Annotated in this window: 28 protein-coding genes and 2 tRNA genes; 17 read left to right on the forward strand and 13 right to left on the reverse strand. The window is 71.9% G+C overall.

All coding sequences use genetic code 11. The features are described 5' to 3' along the window. Positions 1–807 (forward strand): GNAT family N-acetyltransferase, encoded by an 807-nt coding sequence (locus BMW85_RS10705; RefSeq protein WP_091079985.1) that lies wholly within the window; start codon positions 1–3, stop codon positions 805–807. On the opposite strand, the gene BMW85_RS10710 is transcribed toward BMW85_RS10705, so the two are convergent. The 4 genes from BMW85_RS10710 to BMW85_RS10725 are packed head-to-tail and all read right to left on the reverse strand — an operon-like array spanning position 785 to position 2,957. Continuing rightward, positions 785–1,264 carry a hypothetical protein gene (locus tag BMW85_RS10710; protein WP_143082207.1) on the reverse strand — a complete coding sequence of 160 codons (480 nt, stop codon included), beginning with the start codon at positions 1,262–1,264 and terminating at the stop codon, positions 785–787. The genes BMW85_RS10705 and BMW85_RS10710 overlap by 23 nt on opposite strands. After that, on the reverse strand, positions 1,261–1,563 hold the full coding sequence (locus BMW85_RS10715) for an SCO4225 family membrane protein (protein ID WP_091079990.1): 303 nt from the start codon (positions 1,561–1,563) through the stop codon (positions 1,261–1,263). The genes BMW85_RS10710 and BMW85_RS10715 overlap by 4 nt, the downstream gene beginning before the upstream one ends. 14 nt (positions 1,564–1,577) lie before the next feature. Further along, positions 1,578–1,985, reverse strand: coding sequence for a PPOX class F420-dependent oxidoreductase (locus BMW85_RS10720; RefSeq protein ID WP_091079992.1), 408 nt, complete (start codon positions 1,983–1,985; stop codon positions 1,578–1,580). 18 nt (positions 1,986–2,003) lie between these two features. Continuing rightward, entirely contained in the window at positions 2,004–2,957 is a 954-nt protein-coding gene (locus BMW85_RS10725; protein WP_245774719.1) for a helix-turn-helix domain-containing protein, read from the reverse strand. A gap of 101 nt (positions 2,958–3,058) precedes the next feature. Between BMW85_RS10725 and BMW85_RS10730 the strand changes: the two genes are divergently transcribed. Further along, complete coding sequence (locus BMW85_RS10730) at positions 3,059–4,090, forward strand: saccharopine dehydrogenase family protein (RefSeq protein ID WP_091079995.1); 1,032 nt, start codon at positions 3,059–3,061, stop codon at positions 4,088–4,090. A 4-nt stretch (positions 4,091–4,094) separates the two neighbouring features. On the opposite strand, the gene BMW85_RS10735 is transcribed toward BMW85_RS10730, so the two are convergent. From BMW85_RS10735 to BMW85_RS10755, 5 genes are all read right to left on the reverse strand, one after another. Next, positions 4,095–4,655: an ATP-binding protein gene (locus BMW85_RS10735; RefSeq protein ID WP_091079998.1), complete on the reverse strand. Its 561-nt coding sequence runs from the start codon at positions 4,653–4,655 to the stop codon at positions 4,095–4,097. Positions 4,656–4,864: 209 nt separating this feature from the next. Further along, positions 4,865–5,137, reverse strand: coding sequence for a GlsB/YeaQ/YmgE family stress response membrane protein (locus BMW85_RS10740; protein ID WP_091080000.1), 273 nt, complete (start codon positions 5,135–5,137; stop codon positions 4,865–4,867). 110 nt (positions 5,138–5,247) lie between these two features. Continuing rightward, positions 5,248–5,442, reverse strand: coding sequence for a ferredoxin (locus tag BMW85_RS10745; protein ID WP_091080003.1), 195 nt, complete (start codon positions 5,440–5,442; stop codon positions 5,248–5,250). Between the two features lie 26 nt (positions 5,443–5,468). Continuing rightward, positions 5,469–6,680: a cytochrome P450 gene (locus BMW85_RS10750; RefSeq protein ID WP_091080004.1), complete on the reverse strand. Its 1,212-nt coding sequence runs from the start codon at positions 6,678–6,680 to the stop codon at positions 5,469–5,471. 34 nt (positions 6,681–6,714) lie between these two features. After that, a complete protein-coding gene (locus tag BMW85_RS10755; RefSeq protein WP_091080007.1) occupies positions 6,715–7,881 on the reverse strand; it encodes an NAD(P)/FAD-dependent oxidoreductase in 1,167 nt (388 codons plus the stop codon). A gap of 153 nt (positions 7,882–8,034) precedes the next feature. Between BMW85_RS10755 and BMW85_RS10760 the strand changes: the two genes are divergently transcribed. The 3 genes from BMW85_RS10760 (at position 8,035) to BMW85_RS10775 (ending at position 11,392) form a co-directional block, all read left to right on the forward strand. Next, entirely contained in the window at positions 8,035–8,622 is a 588-nt protein-coding gene (locus BMW85_RS10760; RefSeq protein ID WP_091080009.1) for a TetR/AcrR family transcriptional regulator, read from the forward strand. Between the two features lie 87 nt (positions 8,623–8,709). After that, positions 8,710–10,578 (forward strand): S1 family peptidase, encoded by a 1,869-nt coding sequence (locus BMW85_RS10765; RefSeq protein ID WP_245774720.1) that lies wholly within the window; start codon positions 8,710–8,712, stop codon positions 10,576–10,578. A gap of 115 nt (positions 10,579–10,693) precedes the next feature. After that, positions 10,694–11,392 carry a flavin reductase family protein gene (locus tag BMW85_RS10775; RefSeq protein ID WP_177240599.1) on the forward strand — a complete coding sequence of 233 codons (699 nt, stop codon included), beginning with the start codon at positions 10,694–10,696 and terminating at the stop codon, positions 11,390–11,392. On the opposite strand, the gene BMW85_RS10780 is transcribed toward BMW85_RS10775, so the two are convergent. After that, entirely contained in the window at positions 11,389–11,886 is a 498-nt protein-coding gene (locus tag BMW85_RS10780) for an NUDIX domain-containing protein (RefSeq protein WP_143082208.1), read from the reverse strand. The genes BMW85_RS10775 and BMW85_RS10780 overlap by 4 nt on opposite strands. A gap of 12 nt (positions 11,887–11,898) precedes the next feature. On the opposite strand from BMW85_RS10780, the gene BMW85_RS10785 reads away from it, so the two are divergent. Then, entirely contained in the window at positions 11,899–13,071 is a 1,173-nt protein-coding gene (locus BMW85_RS10785) for a calcium:cation antiporter (RefSeq protein ID WP_177240600.1), read from the forward strand. On the opposite strand, the gene BMW85_RS10790 is transcribed toward BMW85_RS10785, so the two are convergent. Together BMW85_RS10790 and BMW85_RS10795 are read right to left on the reverse strand one after the other, a co-directional pair. Further along, on the reverse strand, positions 13,061–13,813 hold the full coding sequence (locus BMW85_RS10790; protein WP_091080011.1) for an ABC transporter permease: 753 nt from the start codon (positions 13,811–13,813) through the stop codon (positions 13,061–13,063). The genes BMW85_RS10785 and BMW85_RS10790 overlap by 11 nt on opposite strands. Continuing rightward, positions 13,794–14,735, reverse strand: coding sequence for an ATP-binding cassette domain-containing protein (locus tag BMW85_RS10795; RefSeq protein ID WP_091080013.1), 942 nt, complete (start codon positions 14,733–14,735; stop codon positions 13,794–13,796). The genes BMW85_RS10790 and BMW85_RS10795 overlap by 20 nt, the downstream gene beginning before the upstream one ends. A gap of 363 nt (positions 14,736–15,098) precedes the next feature. Here BMW85_RS10795 and BMW85_RS10800 point away from each other — a divergent pair, with 363 nt between their 5' ends. The 4 genes from BMW85_RS10800 to BMW85_RS10815 all read left to right on the forward strand — a co-directional run bounded on the left by BMW85_RS10800 (position 15,099) and on the right by BMW85_RS10815 (position 17,060). Then, on the forward strand, positions 15,099–16,070 hold the full coding sequence (locus tag BMW85_RS10800; protein WP_091080015.1) for a GH25 family lysozyme: 972 nt from the start codon (positions 15,099–15,101) through the stop codon (positions 16,068–16,070). Positions 16,071–16,118: 48 nt separating this feature from the next. Then, the gene (locus BMW85_RS10805) at positions 16,119–16,658 is read left to right on the forward strand and encodes a C40 family peptidase (protein WP_091080018.1); all 540 of its coding nucleotides are present in this window, start codon (positions 16,119–16,121) and stop codon (positions 16,656–16,658) included. 56 nt (positions 16,659–16,714) lie between these two features. Next, positions 16,715–16,948, forward strand: a complete 234-nt coding sequence (locus tag BMW85_RS10810) for a transposase (RefSeq protein WP_091080021.1) — start codon at positions 16,715–16,717, stop codon at positions 16,946–16,948. A 39-nt stretch (positions 16,949–16,987) separates the two neighbouring features. Next, a tRNA-Thr gene (locus tag BMW85_RS10815) sits at positions 16,988–17,060 on the forward strand. 88 nt (positions 17,061–17,148) lie between these two features. Here BMW85_RS10815 and BMW85_RS10820 read toward each other — a convergent pair. Beyond that, positions 17,149–17,895, reverse strand: coding sequence for a hypothetical protein (locus tag BMW85_RS10820; protein WP_091080023.1), 747 nt, complete (start codon positions 17,893–17,895; stop codon positions 17,149–17,151). 190 nt (positions 17,896–18,085) lie between these two features. On the opposite strand from BMW85_RS10820, the gene BMW85_RS10825 reads away from it, so the two are divergent. The 7 genes from BMW85_RS10825 (at position 18,086) to BMW85_RS10855 (ending at position 22,469) form a co-directional block, all read left to right on the forward strand. After that, positions 18,086–18,159: transfer RNA gene (locus BMW85_RS10825), tRNA-Met, on the forward strand. A gap of 71 nt (positions 18,160–18,230) precedes the next feature. Beyond that, positions 18,231–18,395, forward strand: coding sequence for a 50S ribosomal protein L33 (rpmG, locus tag BMW85_RS10830; RefSeq protein WP_019632658.1), 165 nt, complete (start codon positions 18,231–18,233; stop codon positions 18,393–18,395). Positions 18,396–18,585: 190 nt separating this feature from the next. Further along, positions 18,586–19,035: a MaoC family dehydratase N-terminal domain-containing protein gene (locus tag BMW85_RS10835; protein WP_091080026.1), complete on the forward strand. Its 450-nt coding sequence runs from the start codon at positions 18,586–18,588 to the stop codon at positions 19,033–19,035. Continuing rightward, a complete protein-coding gene (locus BMW85_RS10840; RefSeq protein WP_091080027.1) occupies positions 19,035–19,463 on the forward strand; it encodes a MaoC family dehydratase in 429 nt (142 codons plus the stop codon). The genes BMW85_RS10835 and BMW85_RS10840 overlap by 1 nt, the downstream gene beginning before the upstream one ends. A 100-nt stretch (positions 19,464–19,563) precedes the next feature. Beyond that, positions 19,564–20,574, forward strand: a complete 1,011-nt coding sequence (locus tag BMW85_RS10845; protein WP_091080030.1) for a hypothetical protein — start codon at positions 19,564–19,566, stop codon at positions 20,572–20,574. 50 nt (positions 20,575–20,624) lie between these two features. Continuing rightward, on the forward strand, positions 20,625–21,662 hold the full coding sequence (locus tag BMW85_RS10850; protein WP_091080032.1) for a UDP-N-acetylmuramate dehydrogenase: 1,038 nt from the start codon (positions 20,625–20,627) through the stop codon (positions 21,660–21,662). Positions 21,663–21,902: 240 nt separating this feature from the next. Further along, on the forward strand, positions 21,903–22,469 hold the full coding sequence (locus tag BMW85_RS10855) for a TMEM165/GDT1 family protein (protein ID WP_091080034.1): 567 nt from the start codon (positions 21,903–21,905) through the stop codon (positions 22,467–22,469). Positions 22,470–22,606 lie beyond the last annotated feature (137 nt).

Consider the following 22,606-nt stretch of genomic DNA (forward strand, 5'->3'; position numbering starts at 1 on the left):
ATGTCCTCGCTCGTACGCCGCCGCCTGACCCCCGCGGAGACCGGCCCGGCGCTGCGGGCGCTGTGCGCGTGGACGCCGGCCGACGTGCCGGGCGGCGGCCTCCATCCCGGGGACGTGGGGTGGTATCTACACTTCGACGACGCGGCCGTTCTGCTCTGGCTCGATGACGGGGAGCCGGTGGCGGCCGGCTTTCTCGACGGTCCCGTGCTGCGCGTGACGGCCGCCCCCGGCGCCGACCTGGAGGCGCTCTCGGCCGACGCCGAGGAGGCGCTGGGGCCCGGCGACGACTGGTGCGACGGCCTGCCGATGCCCGGATGGGGGCTCGACCAGGACTCGCCGTGGCTGGTCATGTCGTGGACGCCGCGCCCGGTCCCGGACCACGGCGAGCCGGTAGGCGCGGACGACGCGGCCGATCGGGTGCTGGTGCAGCGGGCCGCGTTCGAGGGCTCCACGTTCACCGTCGAGCGGTGGCGGGCGATGAGGCGGTCGCCGGCGGGCGAGCTGGCCGTGGAGACGCTCGTGCGCACGCCGGCGGGGGAGCCCGCCGCCGCCGCGACCGGCTGGTTCGCCGGCGCGGGCAGGTGCGGGCTGCTGGAGCCGGTCGGCACCCACCCGGACCACCGCGGGCACGGCTACGGCCGCGAGGCCGTGCTGGGCACGTGCGCGGCGCTCGCCCGGAGCGGCGCGAGCGCGGTCGCCGTGGTGACACCGGCCGCGAACGAGGCCGCCGTGGCGTTGTACCGGTCGGCCGGCTTCACCGTCGTACGCGAGCACCACGACCGGGTCAGGGCCGGACGACCGGCCTGATCGCCGCGGCCGGCTCAGCCGGTCTCCCGCCGCCCGCCCGACGGCCAAGGAGCAGGCCCCATCGCACCAGCCCGGCGAACAGCACCGGCAGCCCGACGGACCAGCAGAACAGGATCGCCAGGGGTCCTTCGTTGGCGTGCCCGCCGTTGCCCCGGATCTCGGGCGCGAGCGCGGAGGCGCCGCCGGCGAACGCGGCGCAGAACGCCGGCCCGCTCCGCCCGAGCCGCGGCCCCTTGGGCAGGACGGCGAGAACGGCGGCGGCGGCGAGCAGCCCGAGCACCGCCCCCTTGGCGGCGCCGACGGGGAACGGGATCCAGGCGTTCCACGGGTAGGTCTCGACCGTGGCGGCCGTCCACGCGCCGACCGCGCCCCAGGCGAGGACTCCCAGAGTGGTCCCGGCGCACAGCACGTCCCAGACCCGCATGTCCCGGTCACCCGGCAGGGCGGCGGGCTTCATCCTTGCAGCGCCCGGCCCCGGGCGAGACGCCACAGCACGTACGCCTGCAGCAGCCCCACGACCGTGAGGATCACGATCAGCAGGACGGGGTCCCTGAGCTCGAGCGGGACCACGTCCCAGGCCCACCACACGAGCGGCCCGAGGGGGAGGGTGACGATCATGAGGATGACGCCGGTGATCAGGATCGGGTCCTGGACGGTCAGCAGGATGACCACGGAGACGACGCCGAGGAGCGCCACCAGCGCGGCGTACCCGCCGGAGAGGGCCGCCGCCGAGCGGCCGTTACGGTAACGCCTCACCCCTCCACGCTAGCTCAGGTCACCTGACCCAGCACGCGATGCGGGGTGAGACGGATGACGACGCGGACGGCCTCCGGAGGGAGCCGGAGGTACTCCTCACCGGCGCCCTCGCCCTCGTAGCGCTCGGCCAGGGACACCGCCAGCCGCCGCCCCTCGTCCACGGTGACCGTGGCCGTGCCGCGGACCTCGACGTAGCGCTCGGAGTCGGCGAGGTCGAAGACGCACAGGCTGGCGCGCGGGTCACGTTCCAGGTTGCGGATCTTGCGCCGGCCGGCCTGGGAGGAGATGACGACGTCGTCGCCGTCGGTGCCGATCCAGACGACGGAGGTCTGCGGACTGCCGTCGGGGTTGACGGTGGCGAGGACGCCGGCGTTGGGCGCGTCGAGGAGCCGCCGGACGGCGTCGCTGAGGGGAACGGTCATGATCGGTAGCGTACGTTCTCAGCCGGCGATCCTGCCGGTACGAAAGGTGCGGCGGTAGGCGTCGGGCGGGACGCCGACCGTGCGGTTGAAGTGGCGGCGGAGCGTGGCCGCGGTGCCCATGCCGGTGGCCGCCGCGATGGCGTCCACGCTGTCGTCCGTGGTCTCCAGGAGCTCCTGGGCGCGCCGGATCCGCTGGGTGTGCAGCCACTGGAGCGGCGTGGTGCCGGTCATGGACTTGAAGTGGCGGCCGAGGTGGCGCGAGCTGAGGTTGGCCCGGCGGGCGAGGTCCTCCACGGTGAGCGGCTGGTCCAGGTGCTCGACGGTCCAGCCGAGCAGCTCGCCGAGCGGGTGGCCGTCCGGCTCCGGCACGGGGGTGGCGACGAACTGTGCCTGGCCGCCGGGCCGGTGCGGCGCGACGACCAGCCGCCGGGCGATCGCGTTGGCGACCGCCGAGCCGTGGTCGCGGCGGACGAGGTGCAGGCACAGGTCCAGGGCGGCGGCCTTGCCCGCGGAGGTGAGCACGCTGCCCTCGTCCACGTAGAGGACGTCGGCGTCGACCTCGACCTCGGGGTGGCGGGCGGCCAGGGCCTCGGCGTGCGCCCAGTGCGTGGTCGCTCGCCGCCCGTCGAGCAGCCCGGCGGCGGCCAGGACGAACGCGCCGGTGCAGAGCGAGGCCACCCGCGCGCCGGCGTCGTACGCGGCGCGGACGGCGGCGACGAGGTCGGCCGGCGGGTCCACGTCGACCTCGGCCCAGCCGGGGACGATCACGGTGTCGGCGCTCGTGAGCCGGTCGAGCCCGCAGTCGGGTTCGAGCAGGAACCGGCCGTCGGCCCGTACGGGCGCCGCGCCGCAGATCACGGGCTCGTACCAGTGGCTGACCGGCATCGGCGGCGCGCCGCTGAACAGCTCGTAGGCCAGGGCCAGCTCGAAGTGGAGTATCCCGTCGGCGACGGCTATCGCTACTGTGCTCACGTCCGGAATTGTACGCATCGTGTCGTTCCGGACGCTCGTGCGGTGAGCACCTGCCCCGCCACGATGTGGGGGTGAGGCTTTCCGGCGGCAAGGGAGATGTGATGATCACGGTTTACGGCGCGTACGGGCACACGGGCCGCTTCGTGGTGGCGGAGCTGCGGCGGCGCGGGCTCGTGCCCGTACTCGCCGGGCGGGACGGCGGCAAGCTGCGGGACCTGGCCGCCGAGCACCCGGAGCTGGAGGTCCGTGAGGCGTCGGTGGACGACCCGGCGGCGCTGGACCGGGCGCTGGCCGGGGCCGACGCGGTGATCAACTGTGCCGGGCCGTTCGCCGACACGGCCGGTCCCGTGGTCGAGGCGGCGCTGCGGGCCGGGATCCCCTACGTGGACGTGGCGGCCGAGATCGAGGCGAACCTGGACACGTTCACGCTGTTCGCCGAGCGGGCCGAGAAGGCGGGGGCCGTGGTCGTGCCGGCGATGGCCTTCTACGGCGGTCTCGGCGACCTGCTGGTCACGGCGGCCATGGGCGAGTGGCAGGAGGCGGACTCGGCGCACGTGGCGTACGGGCTGGACAGCTGGCACCCCACGACCGGCACCCGTGACGCGGGCGCGGTCTCCCGGCGGCGGCGGGGCGGCCGGCGGGTGCGTTACGCGGGCGGGCGGCTGGAGTACCGCGACGACGCCGCGCCGACCGGCACGTGGTCGTTCCCGGAGCCGGCGGGCGTGCGCGACGTGATCGGGGAGTTCTCGATGGCCGACATCGTGACCGTGCCGAGCCACCTGGCGATCCCCGAGGTGTGCTCGTACATGACCGTCGAGGCGGCCAAGGACCTCTCCGGCGCCGACACGCCGGCCCCGGTCGCGGTGGACGAGCTCGGGCGCTCGGCGCAGTCGTTCGTCGTGGACGTACGGGTCCGCGCCGGCTCGGCCGAGCGCCGGGCCGTGGCCAGGGGGCAGGACATCTACGCCGTCAGCGCCCCGCTCGCCGTGGAGGCCGTGCACCGGATCCTCACCGGGCGGACCAAGGCCGTCGGGGTGGCCTCGGCGGGCGAGATCTTCGACGCGGCGGACTTCCTGGCGGCGCTGGAGCCCCACATCGTGGTCGAGGTGGACCACGCCACCGCCGGCCGGTGACGGGTCAGGACTGGCCGGCGGCGTCCTGGAACCGGGAGCGCCCCGGGTCGTCCTCGGGGGAGTCGTCCGGGGCCGGCGTCTCGCGGCGGTGGTGCAGCCGCAGCGGGTGCCGGGGTGTCGGCGGCCGGGTGCCGCGCGGAGGCGCGTCCGCGGCCGACGCCGCGCCGCGGGACTCGGCGACGGGCCGGTAGGCCATGAAGAGCTCCAGCCGGGAGTGGCCTTCCGGATGGTCCAGCCGTACCTCGTCGCAGACCTGGCGGATCACCCAGAGCCCCATCCCGTGGGTGGGCGGCCAGGGCGGCGAGCGGTCCAGGTCGGCGGGCCGGAGCCGCCCGGCCGGGTCGACGATCTGCACGCGTACGCCCTCGTCCGCCCGCCACAGATGGACCGAGCCGGTGCCGGCCCCGTGGTCCAGGACGTTGGTGACGGCCTCGTTGACCGCGAGCACCAGGTTCTGGAGCCGCTCGCCCGCCAGCCCCGCCTCCTCGGCGAAGCCACGCACCGCCTGGCGGATCCTGGCCAGGTCGGCGTCGATCGGCAGCGTCATGGCGGCCGGCTTGTCCATCCTTCCTCCGTCCTCGACGTCGGCGGAACGGCTGGCGACATGTGCCCGCGAGCAGCCCTCGGACGCCGTTCACACACTCAAGTGTCGCGCGTGAACGTGCCGAACGGTTGCAGATCGCTTAACACGTACAAGTTGGTCGAACCACCACAAAGGAAAAGCCCCCTCGCCGCCGCGCGATGCGGGCGGCGAGGGGGAAGCGCTCGGGCTGCTTACCGCACGCTGCGTCGGCCGTACATCCCGGCCGCCACCGCCACGCCGATGCCGGCGAGCACCACCTGGAGGATCAGTTCGATCCAGTCGATGCCCTTGGTGTCGGCGACCCCGAACGCGGCCGCGAGGGCGGTGCCGATCAGCGCGGCGACGATACCGATCACGATGGTGAGCCAGATCGGGATGCTCTGGCGTCCGGGCACGACCAGACGGCCGAGAACACCGATGACGAGCCCGATGATGAGGGCGGAGATGATGCCGGTGACTGCCACGCTGCACGCTCCTGTCGCTTGGCGACCTGACCCTTGGGCAGGTCAACGCTTCTTAACCTGACAGTCGAGTGCTGCCCATTTGCGCAAAGCGGAAACAAGCCGCTTCGCCGCTATTCGCTCACCTCGATGGCGAACGCGGGGCAGACCGCGGCCGCCTCATGCACGGCGGCGTGCCGGTCGGCGCCCGGCTCGGCGTCCAGCAGGACGACGATGCCGTCCTCGTCACGCTGGTCGAAGACCTCCGGCGCGATGAGCACACACTGCCCCGCGCCGCAGCACTTGTCCTCGTCGATGGTCACTTTCATGGCAGATGTCTCCTCAGTCAGAACGGTTACCAGCGGACCGGAACGGTGCGGAGGCCGCCGACGGCCAGCCCCTCGACGCGCTCCAGCTCCGCCTCGGGGGCGGCCAGCTCCAGGGTGGGCAGCTTGCGCAGCAGCACCTCCAGCACGACCTGCAGCTCGGTACGGGCCAGCGCCTGCCCGAGGCAGGAGTGCGCGCCCGCGCCGAACGCCAGGTGCGGGTTGGGGCTGCGGGTCAGGTCGAACTCCTCGGCGGCCTCGAAGGCGCTCTCGTCCCGGTTGGCGGCGGCCATGCTGCAGATGACCGTGGTGCCCTTGGGCAGCTCGACGCCGCTGACCTCGGTGCCCTCCTTGAGGTAGCGCGGCAGGCCGAAGCCGGAGTTGGCGTCGAGGCGCAGCGACTCCTCGACCGTCGTGCGGATCAGCGACCGGTCGGCCAGCAGCGCCTCCCAGCGGCTGCGGTCGGCGAGCAGCATGGAGACCATCTTGCCGATCATGTTGGCGGTGGTCTCGTGCCCGGCGACCAGCAGCGCCATGCCGGTGACCAGGATCTGCAGGTCGTCGAGCCCGCCGTTCTCGGGGCCCCCGGCCGCGATCAGCTCGCTCAGCAGGTCGTCGCCTGGCTCGGCGCGCTTGCCGGCCAGCAGGTCGGTCATGTACTGGAAGAACTCGGCCTGGGCGGCCTCGGTCTCGTCCTTGCCGTAGCGGGTGAGGTTGAGCAGGGTGTCCGACCAGTACGAGAACCGGTCGCGGTCCTCGGCCGGCACGCCCAGCATGTCGCAGATGACGTACACCGGCAGCGGGAAGCCCAGCGACGCCTTGAGGTCGCCCGGCGCGCCGCGCTCGACCATCTCGTCGATGAGGTCCTCGGCGATCCTGGCCATCGCGGGCCGCATGGCGTTCATCCGCTTGGCGGTGAACCACTTGCTGACCAGCCGCCGCCAGTGCTGGTGCTCCTCCCCGCTGTCGGGGATGATCATCGCCATCTCGCTGTTGAACACGCCGCCGCCGTCGGCCGAGAGCCGGGCCGCGTCGGGCGCGTTGAGCTGGCGGGTGAAGCGCGGGTCGGCCAGCACCTGCCGGACGTCCTCGTAGCGGGTCAGCAGCCGGGCCCGGTCGCCGCTCGGCAGCTCGACGTGCGCCACCGGGCACGTGCCGCGCAGCTCGGCCCACTCCGCGGGCGGCCGCAGCGCCGCGTCGTTCGGGATGGGGTAGGGCAGGACCTGCTCGTCGATGCTCATTCGGCTTCTCCTTGAGGGGTCGGTGGAAACGTCGTCACGCGGTCGTGAGCGGCTGGACCAGGACCTGCTGGCGCAGCAGACGGGCCTGTTTGGGCATGTTCCAGCCGAGCACGGCGGTGACCTGGCCGCCCTCCCGGTAGAGGGCGGCGAAACGGTGCTGCTCGGGGTCGCCCTCGGTGACGGTCACCTCGGCCGCGGGCGACGGCAGGCCGTGGGCCTGGATCTTGACGTCGTACTGGTCGGTCCAGAAGTAGGGGATCGGGGTGTACGGGCGGTCCGCGCCGAGCACGTTCGCCGCGACCGTCTGGGCCTGCTCGGTGGCGTTGGTGCGGTTCTCCAGGCGCAGCCGCCTGCCGAGCTCCTCGTGGTGGAAGGAGGCTACGTCGCCGACCGCGTAGACGCCCTCGGCGGCGCGGCAGCGGGAGTCGCACTCCACGCCGTCGCCCAGGGCGAGGCCGCTGCCGTCGAGCCAGCCGGTGGCCGGGCGGGAGCCGACGGCGACCACGACGACGTCGGCGGGCAGCGTCTCGCCGGTGGCCAGCCGCACGCCGGTGACCCGGCCGCCCTCGCCCTCCAGGCCCTCCACCGCGACGCCGAGCCGCAGCCGGACGCCGCGGCCGGCGTGCGTACGGGTGAGCAGGCCGCTGACGAACGGGCCGAGCTGGTCGCCGAGCACGGCCGGGCCGAGGCCGGCGAGGGTGACCTCCAGGCCGAGGCCGCGGGCGGTGGCGGCGATCTCGCCGCCCAGCACGCCCTCGCCGACGACCACGAGCCGGGTGCCGGCGGTCAGGTGGGCGCGCAGGGTGAGCGCGTGGTCCAGGCCGCGCAGCACGTGCACCCCCGCGAGGCCGCCTTGACCCGGCAGCCGGCACGGGGTGAGTCCGGTGGCGAGGACCACGGCGTCGGCGCGCAGGACGCGCCCCGAGGCGGTGGTGACCGCGCGCCCGGCGACGTCCAGCGACACGGCGCGCTCGCCCCGGACGAACTCCGCCTCCAGGGCGTCGAGCTGGGCCTGGCCGCGCAGCCGGGCGCGCTCCGGCTCCCAGGCTCCGGCCAGCACCTGCTTCGACAGCGGCGGCCGGTCGTAGGGGAGGTGGGGCTCGGCGTCCAGCAGCGTCAGCCGGCCGTCGTGGCCGAGCCGGCGCAGCGCCTCGGCGGTGCTCAGCCCGGCGGCGGACGCGCCGACGATCAGAACGTCCACAGGGCCTCTCCCCGCTCGCGTACGCTGGCTTGACCTGCACAAATGCGCATCTCGCGATGATCCTTCCCGACGGTCGGACTTGACCACAGTACCTTACAACTGCAAGTTAACTGACACATGTCAGCTAAAGGTAAACTGCTATATGTGTCCGGCATGAAAGACAGCAGAACCCCGTCCATGGACCGGCGGGTCCTCCGTACGCGGTCGGCCCTGGCCCGCGCCCTCCTGACGCTGGTCGAGGAGCGGGAGCTGTCCAGGATCGGCGTCTCCGACGTGGCCGAGCGCGCCGGCGTGAGCCGCACGGCCTTCTACGACCACTACCGCGACGTCCACGAGCTGGCCGAGGCCGCCTGCACCGCGATGATCGACGGCCTGACCAGGTCGCTGCCCACGCCCCGCCCCGACTCGGCCGACCTCCAGGGGGAGGCCACCCGGTCGCTGGAGGCGTTCTTCGCGAGCCTGGCCGAGCACGCCGGGCTCTACCGCAGCCTGCTCGGGCCGCAGGGCAGCGCGCGGGTGGCCGACCACATCCGCCGCCGGCTGACCGACGGCGTACGCGAGCGCGTCCGCGAGGCGCACGACGTGCCGGCCGCGTTCACGGCGGGCGCGATCTACGGCGTCGCGGCCGACTGGCTGCAGCGCGGCTGCCCCGAACCGCCCGCCCGGATGGCCGCGCTCACCTGGCCGCTCTTCCACGCGCTCTACGATGTGGTGAACGCGCCCCCGCCGCCCGCGACCTGATCCGTCCGCGCCCTGATCCGCCCGCCGTCTTGGTTCCCAAGTCGGCTCCAAGCCATGGACAAGAGCGATCGCGCACCATGGCCGACCGTGAGCGGATATTTCAGAAAAACCTTCGCGAAGATCGCCGCGAGTACGGCGGTCGTCCTGGCGGTCGCGCTGCCCGCGGCCCCCGCGGCGGCCGACGAGTCGCCCGACCAGCGGCCGGACATCCCCGTCGGCACCTGGCTGGCCGCGCGCACGCAGCCGGCGGTCCAGCTGACCAGCTTCTCCTACACCGGCACCGTCGCCGTCCCGACGAGCACGATCAACGAGAACGCCTTCCAGCAGCTGACCCAGCAGGCCGTCATCGCCGTGCAGAACGGCAAGATCCCGTCCGACGAGCGCAGCATCGCCAAGTGGCTCTTCCAGCGCATCGCCGCCAACGTGGACACCTACCTCGTCGAGACCACCCCGGAGCGTACGGTCGAGGCCGAGGTCGGCGGCATGTGCACCGGCTGGTGGGTCACCCCGGACGGCTACATGGTCACCGGCGCGCACTGCGTCCAGGTCGGCGACACCGAGCTCAACCAGCTCTTCGCGCAGCAGGCGCTGAAGAAGTTCAACGAGCAGGACGCGAAGGAGATCATCAAGGGCCTCCAGGGCATCGAGGCCGACGAGGAGATGGTCAAGCTCGCCCAGCAGATCTACATCACCTTCAACAGCACCCACATGCGGCTGCGCGGGCTCAAGCAGAGCCTGTCGGTGCTGCAGAGCCTGCCCGGCGGCGGCGTGGACAAGACCGCGAAGGCGGTCCCCGCCGAGCTGGTCTCGGTGGGCGAGAGCTACCCGGGCAAGGACTTCGCGCTGCTCAAGGTGAACGGGCAGCAGAACCTGCCGACCGTGCCGCTCGGCGAGGACGCCGACGTGCGCACCGGTGACACGCTCTACATCAGCGGCTTCCCCGGCCTGGTCACGAACACGCCGTTCTTCAGCCTGGAGTCGAAGCTGGAGCCGGCGCTGACCGAGGGGCCTTACAACGCCAAGCGCTCCACGCAGACCGGCGTGCCGTACATCCAGACCCAGGCCCCGTCCTACCACGGCAACTCCGGCGGCCCGGTGTTCAGCAAGGACGGCAAGGTCATCGGCATGCTGATCGCGGGCACGGTGAGCGAGGGCGGCGAGGCGTCGGAGAGCGAGAGCTTCGTGCTGCCCGTCAGCATCATCAAGGAGAAGCTCGGCGAGAAGAACATCAAGGCCGCCCAGGCGACCACGACCACGCGCTACAACGAGGCGCTGAACGACTACTTCCGCAACTACTTCGAGGACGCCCTGCCGAAGTTCCGCGAGGTGCAGGCGCTCTTCCCGAACCACCCGTACGTGGCCAAGTACATCAGCGAGTCGCAGACGGCGATCTCGGCGGGCAAGGACGAGTCGCCCAAGCCCATGATGATGTGGGTGCTGATCGGCGGCGGCGTGCTGGTCGTCCTGGTGCTGGCCCTGGTGCTGGTCCGGCTGCTGACGCGGCGCAAGCGGCCCGGCGTCTCCTACGGTCCGCCGGCGCAGCCCGCGTACAATGCGGTGCCCTCGCCCCCGTGGCAGCAGCATCAGCTCCCGGCCGGCGCGGGTCAGGGTCAGCACGTCAACGGCCACGACCACCAGTACGGCTCCGGCCCGCAGTACAACCCCGGCCCGCAGTACGACCCCCAGTACGGCTCAGGCCCGCAGTACGGCCCCGGCCCCCAGCAGGGCTCCGGCCCGCAGTACGGCCCCGGCCCCCAGTACGGCCCCGGCGGCCAGCCCGGCCAGTACGGCCAGCAGGGCAACTACGGCCAGCCCGGCCACTACGACCAGCAGGGCAACTACGGTCAGCAGGGCCACTACGACCAGTACGGCCGGCCCGGCCAGCACCCCGCCGACCCGACCCGTGACGTCCGCTACGGCCAGTTCGCGCCGCCGCCGGATGGCCACCAGCAGTGAGCGCCCGGGGCGCCTCCGGCCCGACGCCGGACCGCCCCGAGCCCACCGGACCCTCCCGCTGAAACGTCCGATCGCCGCCAGCGCGCGGCGGTGACCGGTCGCGACAGTGGGACGCATGAGCGACACCACCACTACCGCCACTACCGCCACCACCATCGCCGGCGAGCACGCCCGCATCGAGCCGAACATCCTCTACTTCGGCACCCCGGTCGTGCTCATCTCGACACTCAACGAGGACGGCTCCCCGAACCTGGCCCCGATGTCGTCCGCCTTCTGGCTCGGCTGGCGCGGCCTGCTGGGGCTCGGCGCGCGCGCCAAGACGGCGCAGAACCTGCTGCGCACCCGCGAGTGCGTGCTCAATCTGCCGTCCGACGCCCTGGCCCCGGCCGTGGACCGGCTGGCGCTGACGACCGGCAGCGACCCCGTCCCCGAGCGCAAGTGGGAGCGGGGCTACCGGCATGTCGCGGACAAGTTCGGCCGCGCGGGGCTGACGCCGGTGCCGTCGGAGACGGTCGCGCCGCCGCGGGCCGCCGAGTGCCCGGTCGCCATGGAGACCGTGGTCGAGGCGGTCCACCCGATCGGCGAGGGCGGCGGCACGCTCGCCTTCGAGGTACGGGTGCAGCGTGTGTGGGCGCACGAGGGGATCAGGCTGGCCGGCACGGACGACCACATCGACCCCGACGCCTGGCGTCCGCTCATCATGAGCTTCCAGAAGCTGTACGGGCTGGGGCCGCAGGTCCACCCGTCGACCCTGGCCACCATTCCTGAGCGGATGTACCGCTCCGACGACCTGGAGCGGGCCAGGTCCCTCTAGATGAGGACCCGCCAGACGTGATCGGGGCACACCCGCGCGATCTCCTCGCGCGCCAGCCATTCGGCGCGGGTGCTCTCGGAGCCGGGGGGCGGCGCGGTGGGAGCGCCGGGGCCGGGCAGGACGGCGCGGAACACGGCCATGTGGGCGAGTGACGGGTAGCGGTAGCCGGCCGGCGGCGGCTCCAGCAGCTCGATGCGCTGCCAGGCGAAGGCGGTCAGCGCGGCGGCCGGCAGGCTCAGCCCGGTCTCCTCGCGCAGCTCGCGGACCGCCGCCTCGACGGCGCTCTCGCCCGGCTCCAGGTGACCGCCGGGGATGTCCCAGCCGCGGCCCTCCCTGTCGACGTACGTCATGAGGGTCCTGCCGAGCCCGTCGGCGACGAGGACGAACGCGGACGTGGTCGATTCGAGAGGTGGCGTCTCACCGGTGCGGATGACGTCAAGGCGGTGCGCCACGGGGATCCACGGCACGATCCTCGTCGCGATCAAGTGGGACACCAGGACACTTTCATGTCAAAGCAATGGGGATGTCAAGGCATTATTGGGGCGATAAGTCCGTTCCGTCCACAATGCTGGGGGCACACCCTGTACCTGATCCGTAACGTCGCGCGACTGTGGACCGTACTCATCCCCGCCCTGGCGCTGCTCTCGCTCGGGCTCTCCTGGGGCCGCGAACCGGCCGGCCCGCTCGTACTCGTCCTCGCGCTCCTCCTGGCCGGCGCGGTGCTCGCCGCCGTGCACCACGCCGAGGTCATCGCCCACCGCGTCGGCGAACCCTTCGGCTCGCTCGTGCTCGCCGTGGCCGTCACGGTGATCGAGGTGGCGCTCATCGTGAGCCTCATGATCTCCGGCGGCGACCAGACGGCCACGCTGGCCCGCGACACCGTCTTCGCCGCCGTGATGATCACCTGCAACGGCATCGTGGGACTCTCCCTGCTCACCGTCACGCTGAAACGGCGGACCGCGGCGTTCAACGCCGAGGGCACGGGCAAAGCGCTGGGCACCGTGGCCACGCTCAGCACGCTGAGCCTGGTGCTGCCGACGTTCACCACGAGCGAAGGGGGACCGGCCTTCTCCGGCCCGCAGCTCGGCTTCGCCGCGGTGGTCTCGCTCGCGCTGTACGGCCTCTTCGTCGTCACGCAGACGGTCCGCCACCGCGACTACTTCCTGCCCGTCGCCAGGGACGGCGCGCCCCCCGACCCCGAGGAGCACGCGCCCCGGCCCTCCGGCCGCACCGCCCTGGCCAGCCTCGGCCTGCTGCTGGTCGCGCTGGTGTCGGTGGTCGGGCTGGCCAAGGTGGAGTCACCGGTGATCGAGGCGGCCGTGTCGGCGGCCGGCCTGCCGCAGGCCGTCGTCGGCGTCGCGATCGCGCTGCTGGTCCTGCTCCCCGAGACCATCGCCGCCGTCCGGGCGGCCCGCCGTGACCAGGTCCAGATCAGCCTGAACCTGGCGCACGGCTCGGCGATGGCCAGCATCGGGCTGACCATCCCGACCATAGCGGTGGCCTCGATCTGGCTCGACGGGCCGCTGTTCCTGGGGCTCGGCGGCACTCACATGGTGCTGTTCGCGCTGACGGTGGTCGTCTCCACGCTCACCGTCGTGCCGGGGCGGGCCACGCTCATGCAGAGCGGGCTGCACCTGGTGCTGTTCGCGGCGTTCCTGTTCCTCGCGATCAGCCCCTGATCAAGCCCTTGCGCATCGCCCTGACGCCCAGGGCGAGGCCGGCCGCGGCGATCAGACAGGCGGAGGCGGTGCCGTACACGACCGACGGGTCGGCGAGGTCGCCGGCGAACAACGCCCGTTGCGCGTCCACGACGTACGTCACCGGATTCACCTGCCCGATCGCCCGCAGCCACGCCGGGGCGCTCTCCAGCGGCAGCAGCACGCCCGACAGCAGCAGCAGCGGGAACAGGATCGACTGGCTGACCACGTAGAACAGCGTGCCGCCCGGGGCCGACCTGAGCGCCAGCACGAACGAGAACGCCCCCAGCCCCACCCCGAAGACCACGAGCTGGGCCAGCCCCGCGAGCACCCCGGCCGCGTGCAGCTCGAAGCCCAGCGGGATCGCCATCAGGATGATAAGCACGGCCTGGACCAGCAGCAGCACGAGAGCCTTGAGCGCCCGCCCGACCAGCATCGCCGTCCGGCTGAGCGGCGTCACCATCAGCCGCTCCATCGAGCCGCCGATCAGCTCGACCAGCAGCGAGTAGCCGGAGGACATGGGCCCGGTCAGGCACATCATCACGAGGATCCCCGGCACGAACCACTGCCACGACGAGCCGACCGCGCCGTCCAGCAGCGCCCCGAACAGGAACAGGAACAGCAGCGGCTGCCCCATCTCGAACACCAGCGCCACCGGGTTGCGCAGCGCGGGCCGCACCTCGCGGGAGAAGACGGTGGCGGTGTCACGCAGGAATGTCGTCATCGGCAAGGCTTCTTCCTGTCAGGGCGAGGAACACGTCGTCGAGGGTGGGGCGGGTGGTCTCGGCCGTGACGACCTCGACCAGCTTCGCGTCGAGGGTGCGCAGGCACTCGGGCATCGCGGCGGCGGCGTTGGGGACCCGCAGGCGCACGGTCGTGCCCTCCGCCGTGCCGCCGACGGCCGCGGCGGCCCGCGCGGCGTCGTCCGCGGTGCCCGTGGTGAGCGTGACGAGGTCGCCGGCCAGGTCGTTCTTGAGCTGCTCCGGGGTGCCGTCGGCGATGACCCGGCCGTTGTCGATGATCACCACCCGTTCGGCCATGGTGTCGGCCTCCTCCAGGTAGTGGGTGGTGAGGAACAGCGTCGTCCCGTACGCCTCGCGCAGCCGGAGGATGTGCTGCCAGATCTCGGCGCGGCTCTTCGGGTCCAGCCCGGTCGAGGGCTCGTCGAGGAAGAGCAGGTCGGGGCGGTGGACGAGGCCGATCGCGAGGTCGAGGCGGCGGCGCTGGCCGCCGGAGAGCGTGCCTGGCGTGCGCTTGGCCAGCGGGGCGAGGTCGAGCAGGTCGAGCAGCTCGTCGGCGCGGGCGGCGGCCTCCCTGGGGCGCAGACCGTAGCAGCGGCCCTGGGTCACCAGCTCGTCGCGGACGCGGAACTCCTCGCCGGCGCTGCTGCGCTGGCCGACGTAGCCGATGCGGGCGCGCACGGCGGCCGGCTCGGTCGCCACGTCGTGCCCGGCCACCGTGGCGGTGCCGGAGGTCGGGGGCAGGAGGGTGGTGAGGATGCGGAGGGTGGTCGACTTTCCCGCGCCGTTCGGGCCGAGGAAGGCCGTGAGCTGTCCGGCCTCGACGTCGAGGTCGAGGCCGCGCACGGCCTCCACCCTCTCCTTCTTGACTTTGAACGTACGGGTCAGCGCCCGGGCATGGATCATGGCGGTCGGTCTCCTGCGGGCATGACGAAGAAACCCCTGGTCGGGGGCTCGGTTGATCGGGATCCGCACCAGTTTGTGCAGAGAGAAGCGGCTTTGGCAAACGCGAATGTGACGTTCATATACGGCTCTGACCTGCGGAAACACCACGTGGCGCGGGGTGTCGCGGCGAGTGATTTCAGCGCCTCTGACGTGCGGTTTCCCGGCTTCCTGGCGCCGATTTCGGCTGCGCCTCGCCGGGGTGCTGGCGGGCGACCTGATGCGATTTATTGATATTCCCGGCCTTGCGGAGTTCTGTCAGACCTCGTAAGGATCATCCGCGTGAAACGACTGGGGCTATTAGCGGTAATCGCGGTTTCGGGGATTATGGGGAGCTGGGGGACCGCGTCCGCGGCCGACGGGGTGGCCGGGGTCGACGTCAGCAACTGGACCGGCGAGATCGACTGGGCGAATGTCGCAGAAGGGGGCGGGAAGTTCGCGTTCGTGCAGCTCACCGAGGGCACGAACGTCCGCAATCCGGTATTCGACGCGCAGTTCGGCGGCGCCGCGTCGGCCGGTCTGTATCGCGGGGCCTATCACTTCGCGCAACCGCATGAATCCGATGGGGTTACGCAGGCCGACTTTTTCCTGCAGAACGGCGGCGACTGGATCGCGGACGGCCGCACCCTGCCCGGAGTGCTCGATGTCGAGGACAATCCGTACCGCGACAAGAACGGCAAGAACTCCTGTTACGGCCTGTCCACGAAGGACATGGTCGCCTGGCTGAAGGCGTTCACGAAGCGCTACAAACAGCGCACCGGCCTCCAGGCGATCATCTACACCACCACGAGCTGGTGGCGGACGTGCACCGGCGACTCGGCGGCCTTCGCCGCCCACCCGCTGTGGCTGGCCCGCTGGGGCGCCGACCCCGGTGAGCTGCCGAAGAGCTGGACGTCCCACACCTTCTGGCAGTCGGCGGAGAAGGGGCCGCTAGCCGGGGGCGGCGACGTCTTCAACGGCACCGAGGACGACCTCAAGGCCCTGGCCAACCCGCCGGCCGAGATCTCGGTCGCGGCGGCCGCGAAGAGTCGCAGGTCCTACACGGTGACGCTCAGGAACACCGGCCCCTACCCGGTCACGGACGTCAAGGTCGCGGCCCGGACGTTCGGCGGGCAGCGGGTGGTCGGCGCGCCGGACGGCTGCCGGGTGAGCGGCACGGCGGTGCGCTGCACGGTCGCCGAGGTCGCGCGGGGGTCGAAGGTGACGCTGACGTTCACCACCAAGCCGCGCCGGGCCCGGGGGACGGTGGGCATGAACGTGACCGTCGGGACGACGAAGTTCACCATCAAAGTCCGATAAGGCACCATAAGTTCCGAAACCTGGCCATTTCGGGGGGACGGAGACGTTATGAGCGGGCGGCGCCGCACGGCCCTGGCCCCGCTGACGGCGCTGCTTCTCGCACTGACCTTGGTCGCGTCCGTGCCGGTCTCGACCTGGACGCAGCCGCGCGTCGTGCGGCTGGCGTACGAGCTCGGACGGCTCGGCGTCGAGTACTCGTGGGGCGGCGGCCACGCCGAGGCCCCCGGGCCGTCCACCGGCACCTGCCAGGGCTACCAGGGCCGGATCCGGCCCTGCCCGGCCGCCCGTACGAGGGGGCTGGACTGCTCGGGCTTCACCCGCTGGGTGTACGCCCTCGCGCACGGCCGCGACGTGCTCGGGCCGGGTAACACCGACGACCACGTACGCCGCATGCACCGCGTCCGCTCCGCCCCTCTCCCCGGCGACCTCGTCTTCTTCGGCGTCATCGCCGGCGACACCGTACGGACCCACCACGTCGGCGTCTACCTGGGCGGCGGCCTGATGATGAACGCCCCGGAGACCGGCGCGCGGGTCCGCGTCGACCGGCTCGCCGGCCGGAAGGACCTAGCCGGTTTCTACCGCTACTGAGCGGGACGTCTGTGGCGCGCGGAAATTGAGAGACCCGGAGGCTACTCTGTGCGGCTATGGAAAGGCGATGGGTCGGTCTCGACGGATACGACGTCGTGGGCGCCGTGCGGGGCGGGCGTCAGGTGCTCCGTGTGCGCAGGCACGGCCGGGTGGTCGCCGACTGCGTGTCCGTGGCCGAGGTGGCCCGGCACGTCGAGCTGGCCGACCTCTGTGAGGTCGTCGAGCTGGCCGCGCGGCGGGCCGGACCAGGAAAGATCGCCGAGGCCCGGATCAGTTCGCGTCATCGCTGAGTGCCGTGTATGGTTACACCTGTCCGCAGCGCCGGACAGGCCCCTATAGCTCAGTCGGCAGAGCGTCTCCATGGTAAGGAGAAGGTCAACGGTTCGATTCCGTTTGGGGGCTCCCAGTCTGACAAGGAAAAACGCCCGGTCCGAGATCACTCGGAGCCGGGCGTTCGTGTTTCGTGCGGTCCGTTCGCGGCCAATGCGCGTCAGTCGTCCACCTTCGTGGACACCGTGGCGGGGGCCGGGGCCTTGATGGACACCCGCTTGCCCCACGAGGTGAAGCGGGTGTCGATGGTCATCGTCTTGCCCTCGAAGCCCGAGGTGTCGAAGACGCCGGTGGCGGCGTACGAACTGCTCACCTTGGTGACCAGGCCCGCGCCGCTCAGGGTGAGGCGGTAGGAGACCTTCGTGTCGTCGTGGAAGCGGAGCGGGATCGAGGCCCCGAACCACGGCGAGACCTTGTCCAGCTCCTTGAAGGTGATCGTGCCGGTCAGCGTGTTCCCGGCCCGCTTGCCCTTCTTCACCAAGGCGGCCAGCGTGCTCGGCTCGACCGGGTTGATCACCTGGCCGTAGAAGCCGGCGCCGCCGCCCCGCAGGCCGCCGGTGCGATACCACCGCTTGCCCTCGGGAAGCTTCTCCGCCCAGAGGCCGCCGGACAGGTAGGAGACCTTCCCGATGGTGATGACCCGCTCGGGGACGGTCTCCCTGCGGTCCTTGGCCGTGATGTCGGCGGCGGCGACCCCCTTCCTGCTGAACTGGAAGGTGCCGGTACGGCGCTGCAGCACCTGCTTGTCCGAGCCGTCGACCAGGGTGGTGGTCTCGGTGAAGCGGACGCCGTGGCCGGCGACGAGCTTGGCCTTCAGCGCGCGTACGGGGTCTTTGGGGGCCGCCGCCTGGGCGGGCAGGGGGGCCAGCAACAGCGCGCCGCCGGCGGACAGGGTGATGATGATCATGCGTTTCATGGCAGGCGATGGTGCCAGTCCCTGATCACGAAAGTGTGCAGAGCGGACCCCGGCGGGGAATAGGATTTCTGCTATCGGGGTTGTTGATGCATACTGGTTCCACCCTTGCCCGATCAGGTGCGTTACGACTCTGGTCCCGCTTCGGGTATCCTCTACGGGGCCGGGTTCACACCGGCCCAAAGGCGGAGTAGCTCAGTCTGGCAGAGCAAACGGCTCATAATCGTTGTGTCGCCGGTTCAAGTCCGGCCTCCGCTACTGCCCAGCCCCAGGTCACCTGACCTGGGCATGGGTATGTCCATATCCCGAACGTAGAAAGGCACTCCCCAGTGGCTGCCACCGACGTTAGGCCGAAGATCACGCTGGCCTGCCAGGAGTGCAAGCACCGCAACTACATCACGCGGAAGAACCGGCGCAACGACCCGGATCGGCTTGAGCTGAAGAAGTACTGCCCCAACTGCCGCTGCCACCGCGCGCACCGCGAGACCCGATAGCGGCTCGCCGGGGGGCACCCCAACCTCTGTTCACGCACAACCGGCGTCCCGATCGCGGGCGCCGGTTTGTCGTGTTTAGGCACCGCTCGCGTTCGCGTAAAAACCCGGCCATCCGCGACGACAGCCGAACCTTGTTCTGTTAGCGTCGGCCTCAGCAGCGCTCGGATGACGGACATGCGAGGGAGCACTGATGGCCTTGAACCGTGACTTCGTGGGCAGGAGCTATCCGCCCAGCGCCCCTTACGAGGTCAGCCGGGTGAAGATCAGGGAGTTCGCGGCGGCGATCGGCGACGGCAACCCGCTCTACCGTGACCAGGCGGCGGCCCGCGCGGCCGGCTACCGCGACGTGATCGCGCCCCCCACGTTCCCCATCGTCTTCAGCCTCCAGAGCGGCGGCGAGGCCCTGGCCGACCCCGACCTCGGGCTCAACTTCGCCATGGTGGTCCACGGCGAGCAGCGGTTCGAGTACGTACGCCCGATCTGCGCGGGCGACCAGCTCGTCACCACCGCCACGATCACCGACATCCGCTCCGCCGGGCGCAACGAGCTGCTGACCGTGCGCAGCGAGGTCACGACCGTCGAGGGCGAGCCGGTCTGCGTCACCTACAACACGATCGTCGAGCGCGGAGGGGCGGGCTGATGGCGGCGACGGTGAAGTACGACGAGGTGGAGGTCGGGCAGGAGATCCCGGCCGTCGACTACAACGTGCGCCGGCTCAACCTGGTGATGTACGCCGGCGCCTCCGGCGACTTCAACCAGATCCACTGGAACGAGCGCTTCGCCAAGATGGTCGGGCTGCCCGACGTCATCGCGCACGGCATGTTCACGATGGCGCAGGCCGGGCGGTTCGTGACGGACTGGGCGGGCGATCCTGGCGCGGTGGTGGACTTCGGGGTGCGGTTCTCGTCCATGGTGGTCGTGCCGGACGACGACCAGGGCGCGACGATCTCCGTCAGCGGCGTCGTGGAAGAAAAGCTGGAGGACCGGCGGGTGGTCATCGGGCTGACCGCGAGGGCCGGGGACGCCAAGGTGCTGTCGAAGGCGCGGGCGGTCGTCCAGCTCGACTGACATTTCATGATAAATCGGGCGACGCTCGGGTACCCGTTTGCCTATGACTGAAGCTGCGCGACAGGTATGGCCCTCGGTCCGGTCGATCCCCGTCTCCGCCGTGACCGACGCCAAGCCGCACGGGCGGCTGCGACCGGCACGTCCGGAGCAGGTGGCGGGCGGCGCGGGCACGGGACGCGACACATCGGGCGGCGCCGCCGCCGGGCACGGCGGCACGGGCGGCGGCGGCTCGCCGGCGACGGGCGTGGGCACGGCGGGCGCGCACCCCCGGGGCACGCACGCCCGCCTCAACCCGGCCGCCGAGCTGGGCTTCTCCGGCGACCCGGGGCAGCACGGCGACCACGGCGACGAGCTCCTGCACGCCCAGCGCATCTGGGACGGCACCCTCGCCACCAACCGGCTCGACGACGCCGGACTGAACGCCGAGCGCCAGCGCGTGGAGACCCAGGACGTCACGGCCGCCGTGAGCCTGCTGGTGGACGGCTGGCCGCAGGACGTACGCGCGTGCGTCGAGTCGCTGCTCGACCACACACACGTCAAGGTGCTCGCCCTGGACCTCGGCGACGTGGACGGCGCGGGCGACGTACTGGCCGGGCTGGCCGAGCGGCATCCGGAGCGGGTCACGCTCTGGCGGGTGGCCGAGCGGCCGCACTGGCGCGGCGGCACCGCGACCTGGGGCGAGAGCCGGGCCAAGCTGCTGCGCCTCGACGACTCGGACGTGCACGTGCTCATGGAGACCTCCGTCGCGCTGCGCGGCGACGCGCTGACCCCGCTGCTCGCCGCCATCGCCGAGGGCGCGGCGGCGGCCGGCTGGCACGGCGCGGACCTCTACGACGACGGCCTGCGCGAGGCCGGACCCGGCCGGGTCCAGGCGCTGACCGGTGAGATCGTCGCCGTGCGGCGGCAGGCGGCGCTGAGCGCGCTCCCCGAGGACGCGCACTACGTCCGCAACGCCGACCTGGCGCTCTCGCTCGGCCTGCGCGGCGAGCTGGTCGTGCCCGAGGGTACGCCGCCGCTGGTGCGGCTGAGCGCCCACGACGTGCCCGCCGACTACGCCGACCGCGAAGCCCGGCGCAACTACGACGGCGCCCTGCGGCTGACCAGAGGGTGATCAGGCGGGGGAGTCCCGGGCATGGCGGGGGCCTCCTAAGCTAGTGGCTCATGGAGATGCTCGCGCCGTACACCACGCTGGGCCTGGGCGGCCCCGCCCGTGACTTCGCCGAAGTGACCACGGCGGAGCAGCTCGTGTCCCTGATCGCCGAGGCCGACGCGGCCGCCGAGCCCACGCTCGTGCTCGGCGGCGGCAGCAACGTCGTGGTCGCCGACGAGGGCTTCGACGGGCTCGTGGTCAAGGTGGCCACCCAGGGTGTGTCCTTCTCCCGCGACGGCGAGCAGCTGATCGTCACCGCCGAGGCGGGCGAGGACTGGGACGCGCTGGTGCGGCGGGCCGTGGCGGAGGGCTGGTCGGGCATCGAGTGCATGTCCGGCATCCCGGGCCTGGTCGGGTCCACGCCCATCCAGAACGTCGGCGCCTACGGGCAGGAGGTCGCCCACACCGTGTGGTGCGTACGCGCCTACGACCGGCGCACCCGGCACGTCGTCGACCTCGAGGCCAGGCAGTGCGGCTTCGCCTACCGCGACAGCATGTTCAAGCGCGATCCCGCCCGTTACGTCGTGCTGGCGGTGACGTACGCGCTGGAGCTCTCCGACCGCTCCGGCCCCGTGCGCTACGAGGAGCTGGCCCGGCGGCTGGACGTCGAGCCCGGCGGCCGGGTGCCGCTGGAGGAGGCCAGGGAGGCGGTGCTCGCGCTGCGGCGCGGCAAGGGCATGGTCCTCGACCCTGACGACCCCGACACGCGCAGCGCCGGCTCGTTCTTCACCAACCCGGTCCTCACCCCGGAGGAGGCCGCCGAGCTGGCCGTCCGCGCCCCCGGCCACCCCGGCTGGGAGATGCCGGGCGGCGCGCGCAAGGTGCCCGCCGCCTGGCTCATCGAGCAGGCCGGCTTCCCCAAGGGCTACGCGCGCGGGCCCGTACGCATCTCCACCAAGCACACCCTCGCCCTGACCAACCCGTCCGGCGCCGCCACCGCCGCCGACCTGCTGGCGCTGGCCCGCGAGGTGCGCGACGGCGTACGCGAGAAGTTCGGCGTGACCCTGGTCAACGAGCCGGTCCTGGTCGGCTGCGCGCTGGGGGAATAGTCGCCTTGACGAGGCTGTTAAGGTGTGTTGGTAACACCGAAGGGGAGTAGTCCCAATCGCGTGGTCGACACGCTGGCGCCGCTCGCGGCGCCCGGTCACGCGGGCCTTTCTTCGTGAGGCGGACGAGACCTTCGGCCTGGCAGTCAGTTCATCACGGACAAGACGCTGCCGGGCCGAAGCCGTCGTGCCCGAAATCCCCTGGCTCAATGCTTCCGGTCCGGTTTGCGCGGAAGAGGACCGTTGGAAGCGTTCTGGATCAGTCTCGTCGCCATCTTCGTGGCCGAGCTCGGCGACAAGAGCCAGCTCATGGCGATGACCTTCGCCACCCGTTTCAAGACCTCCACCGTGCTCCTGGGCATCACCATCGCGACGACCGTCGTACACCTGTTGAGCGTCGCCGTGGGCGGCCTGCTCGGCAGCGCCCTCCCGACCACGGCCATCTCCATCGTGGCCGGCGTGGCATTCCTCGGCTTCGCCGTGTGGACGCTGCGCGGCGACGAGCTGACCGAGGACGAGTCCAAGAAGGCCCAGCGCACCACCAGGAACGCGCTGATCGCGGTGACCGTGGCGTTCTTCCTGAGCGAGCTGGGCGACAAGACCATGCTGGCCACGATCACCCTGGCCACGCAGCACGGCTGGGTCGGCACCTGGATCGGCTCGACGGTCGGCATGGTGGCCGCCGACGCCCTCGCCATCCTCGTGGGCCGCATGCTCGGCCGCCACCTCCCGGAGAAGGCCATCCGCTACGGCGCCGCGGCCGCCTTCGCCATCTTCGGCATCGTCCTCCTGGCCGAGGCCCTGATGTGAGCGTGATGTCGTGTGGTAGCGCGCGACGCTCCAGGCTCCGTGCGCCAGACCGCCTCGACCACCTTCCGGGTGCGGCCGGCGCGCGAACACGCTCCGGCCGCCTTCGCCGTCGTCCTCGCCTGGGTGCAGAAAAGCCA

The sequence above is a fragment of the Nonomuraea wenchangensis genome (assembly GCF_900111685.1).
Taxonomy (GTDB): Bacteria; Actinomycetota; Actinomycetes; order Streptosporangiales; family Streptosporangiaceae; genus Nonomuraea; species Nonomuraea wenchangensis.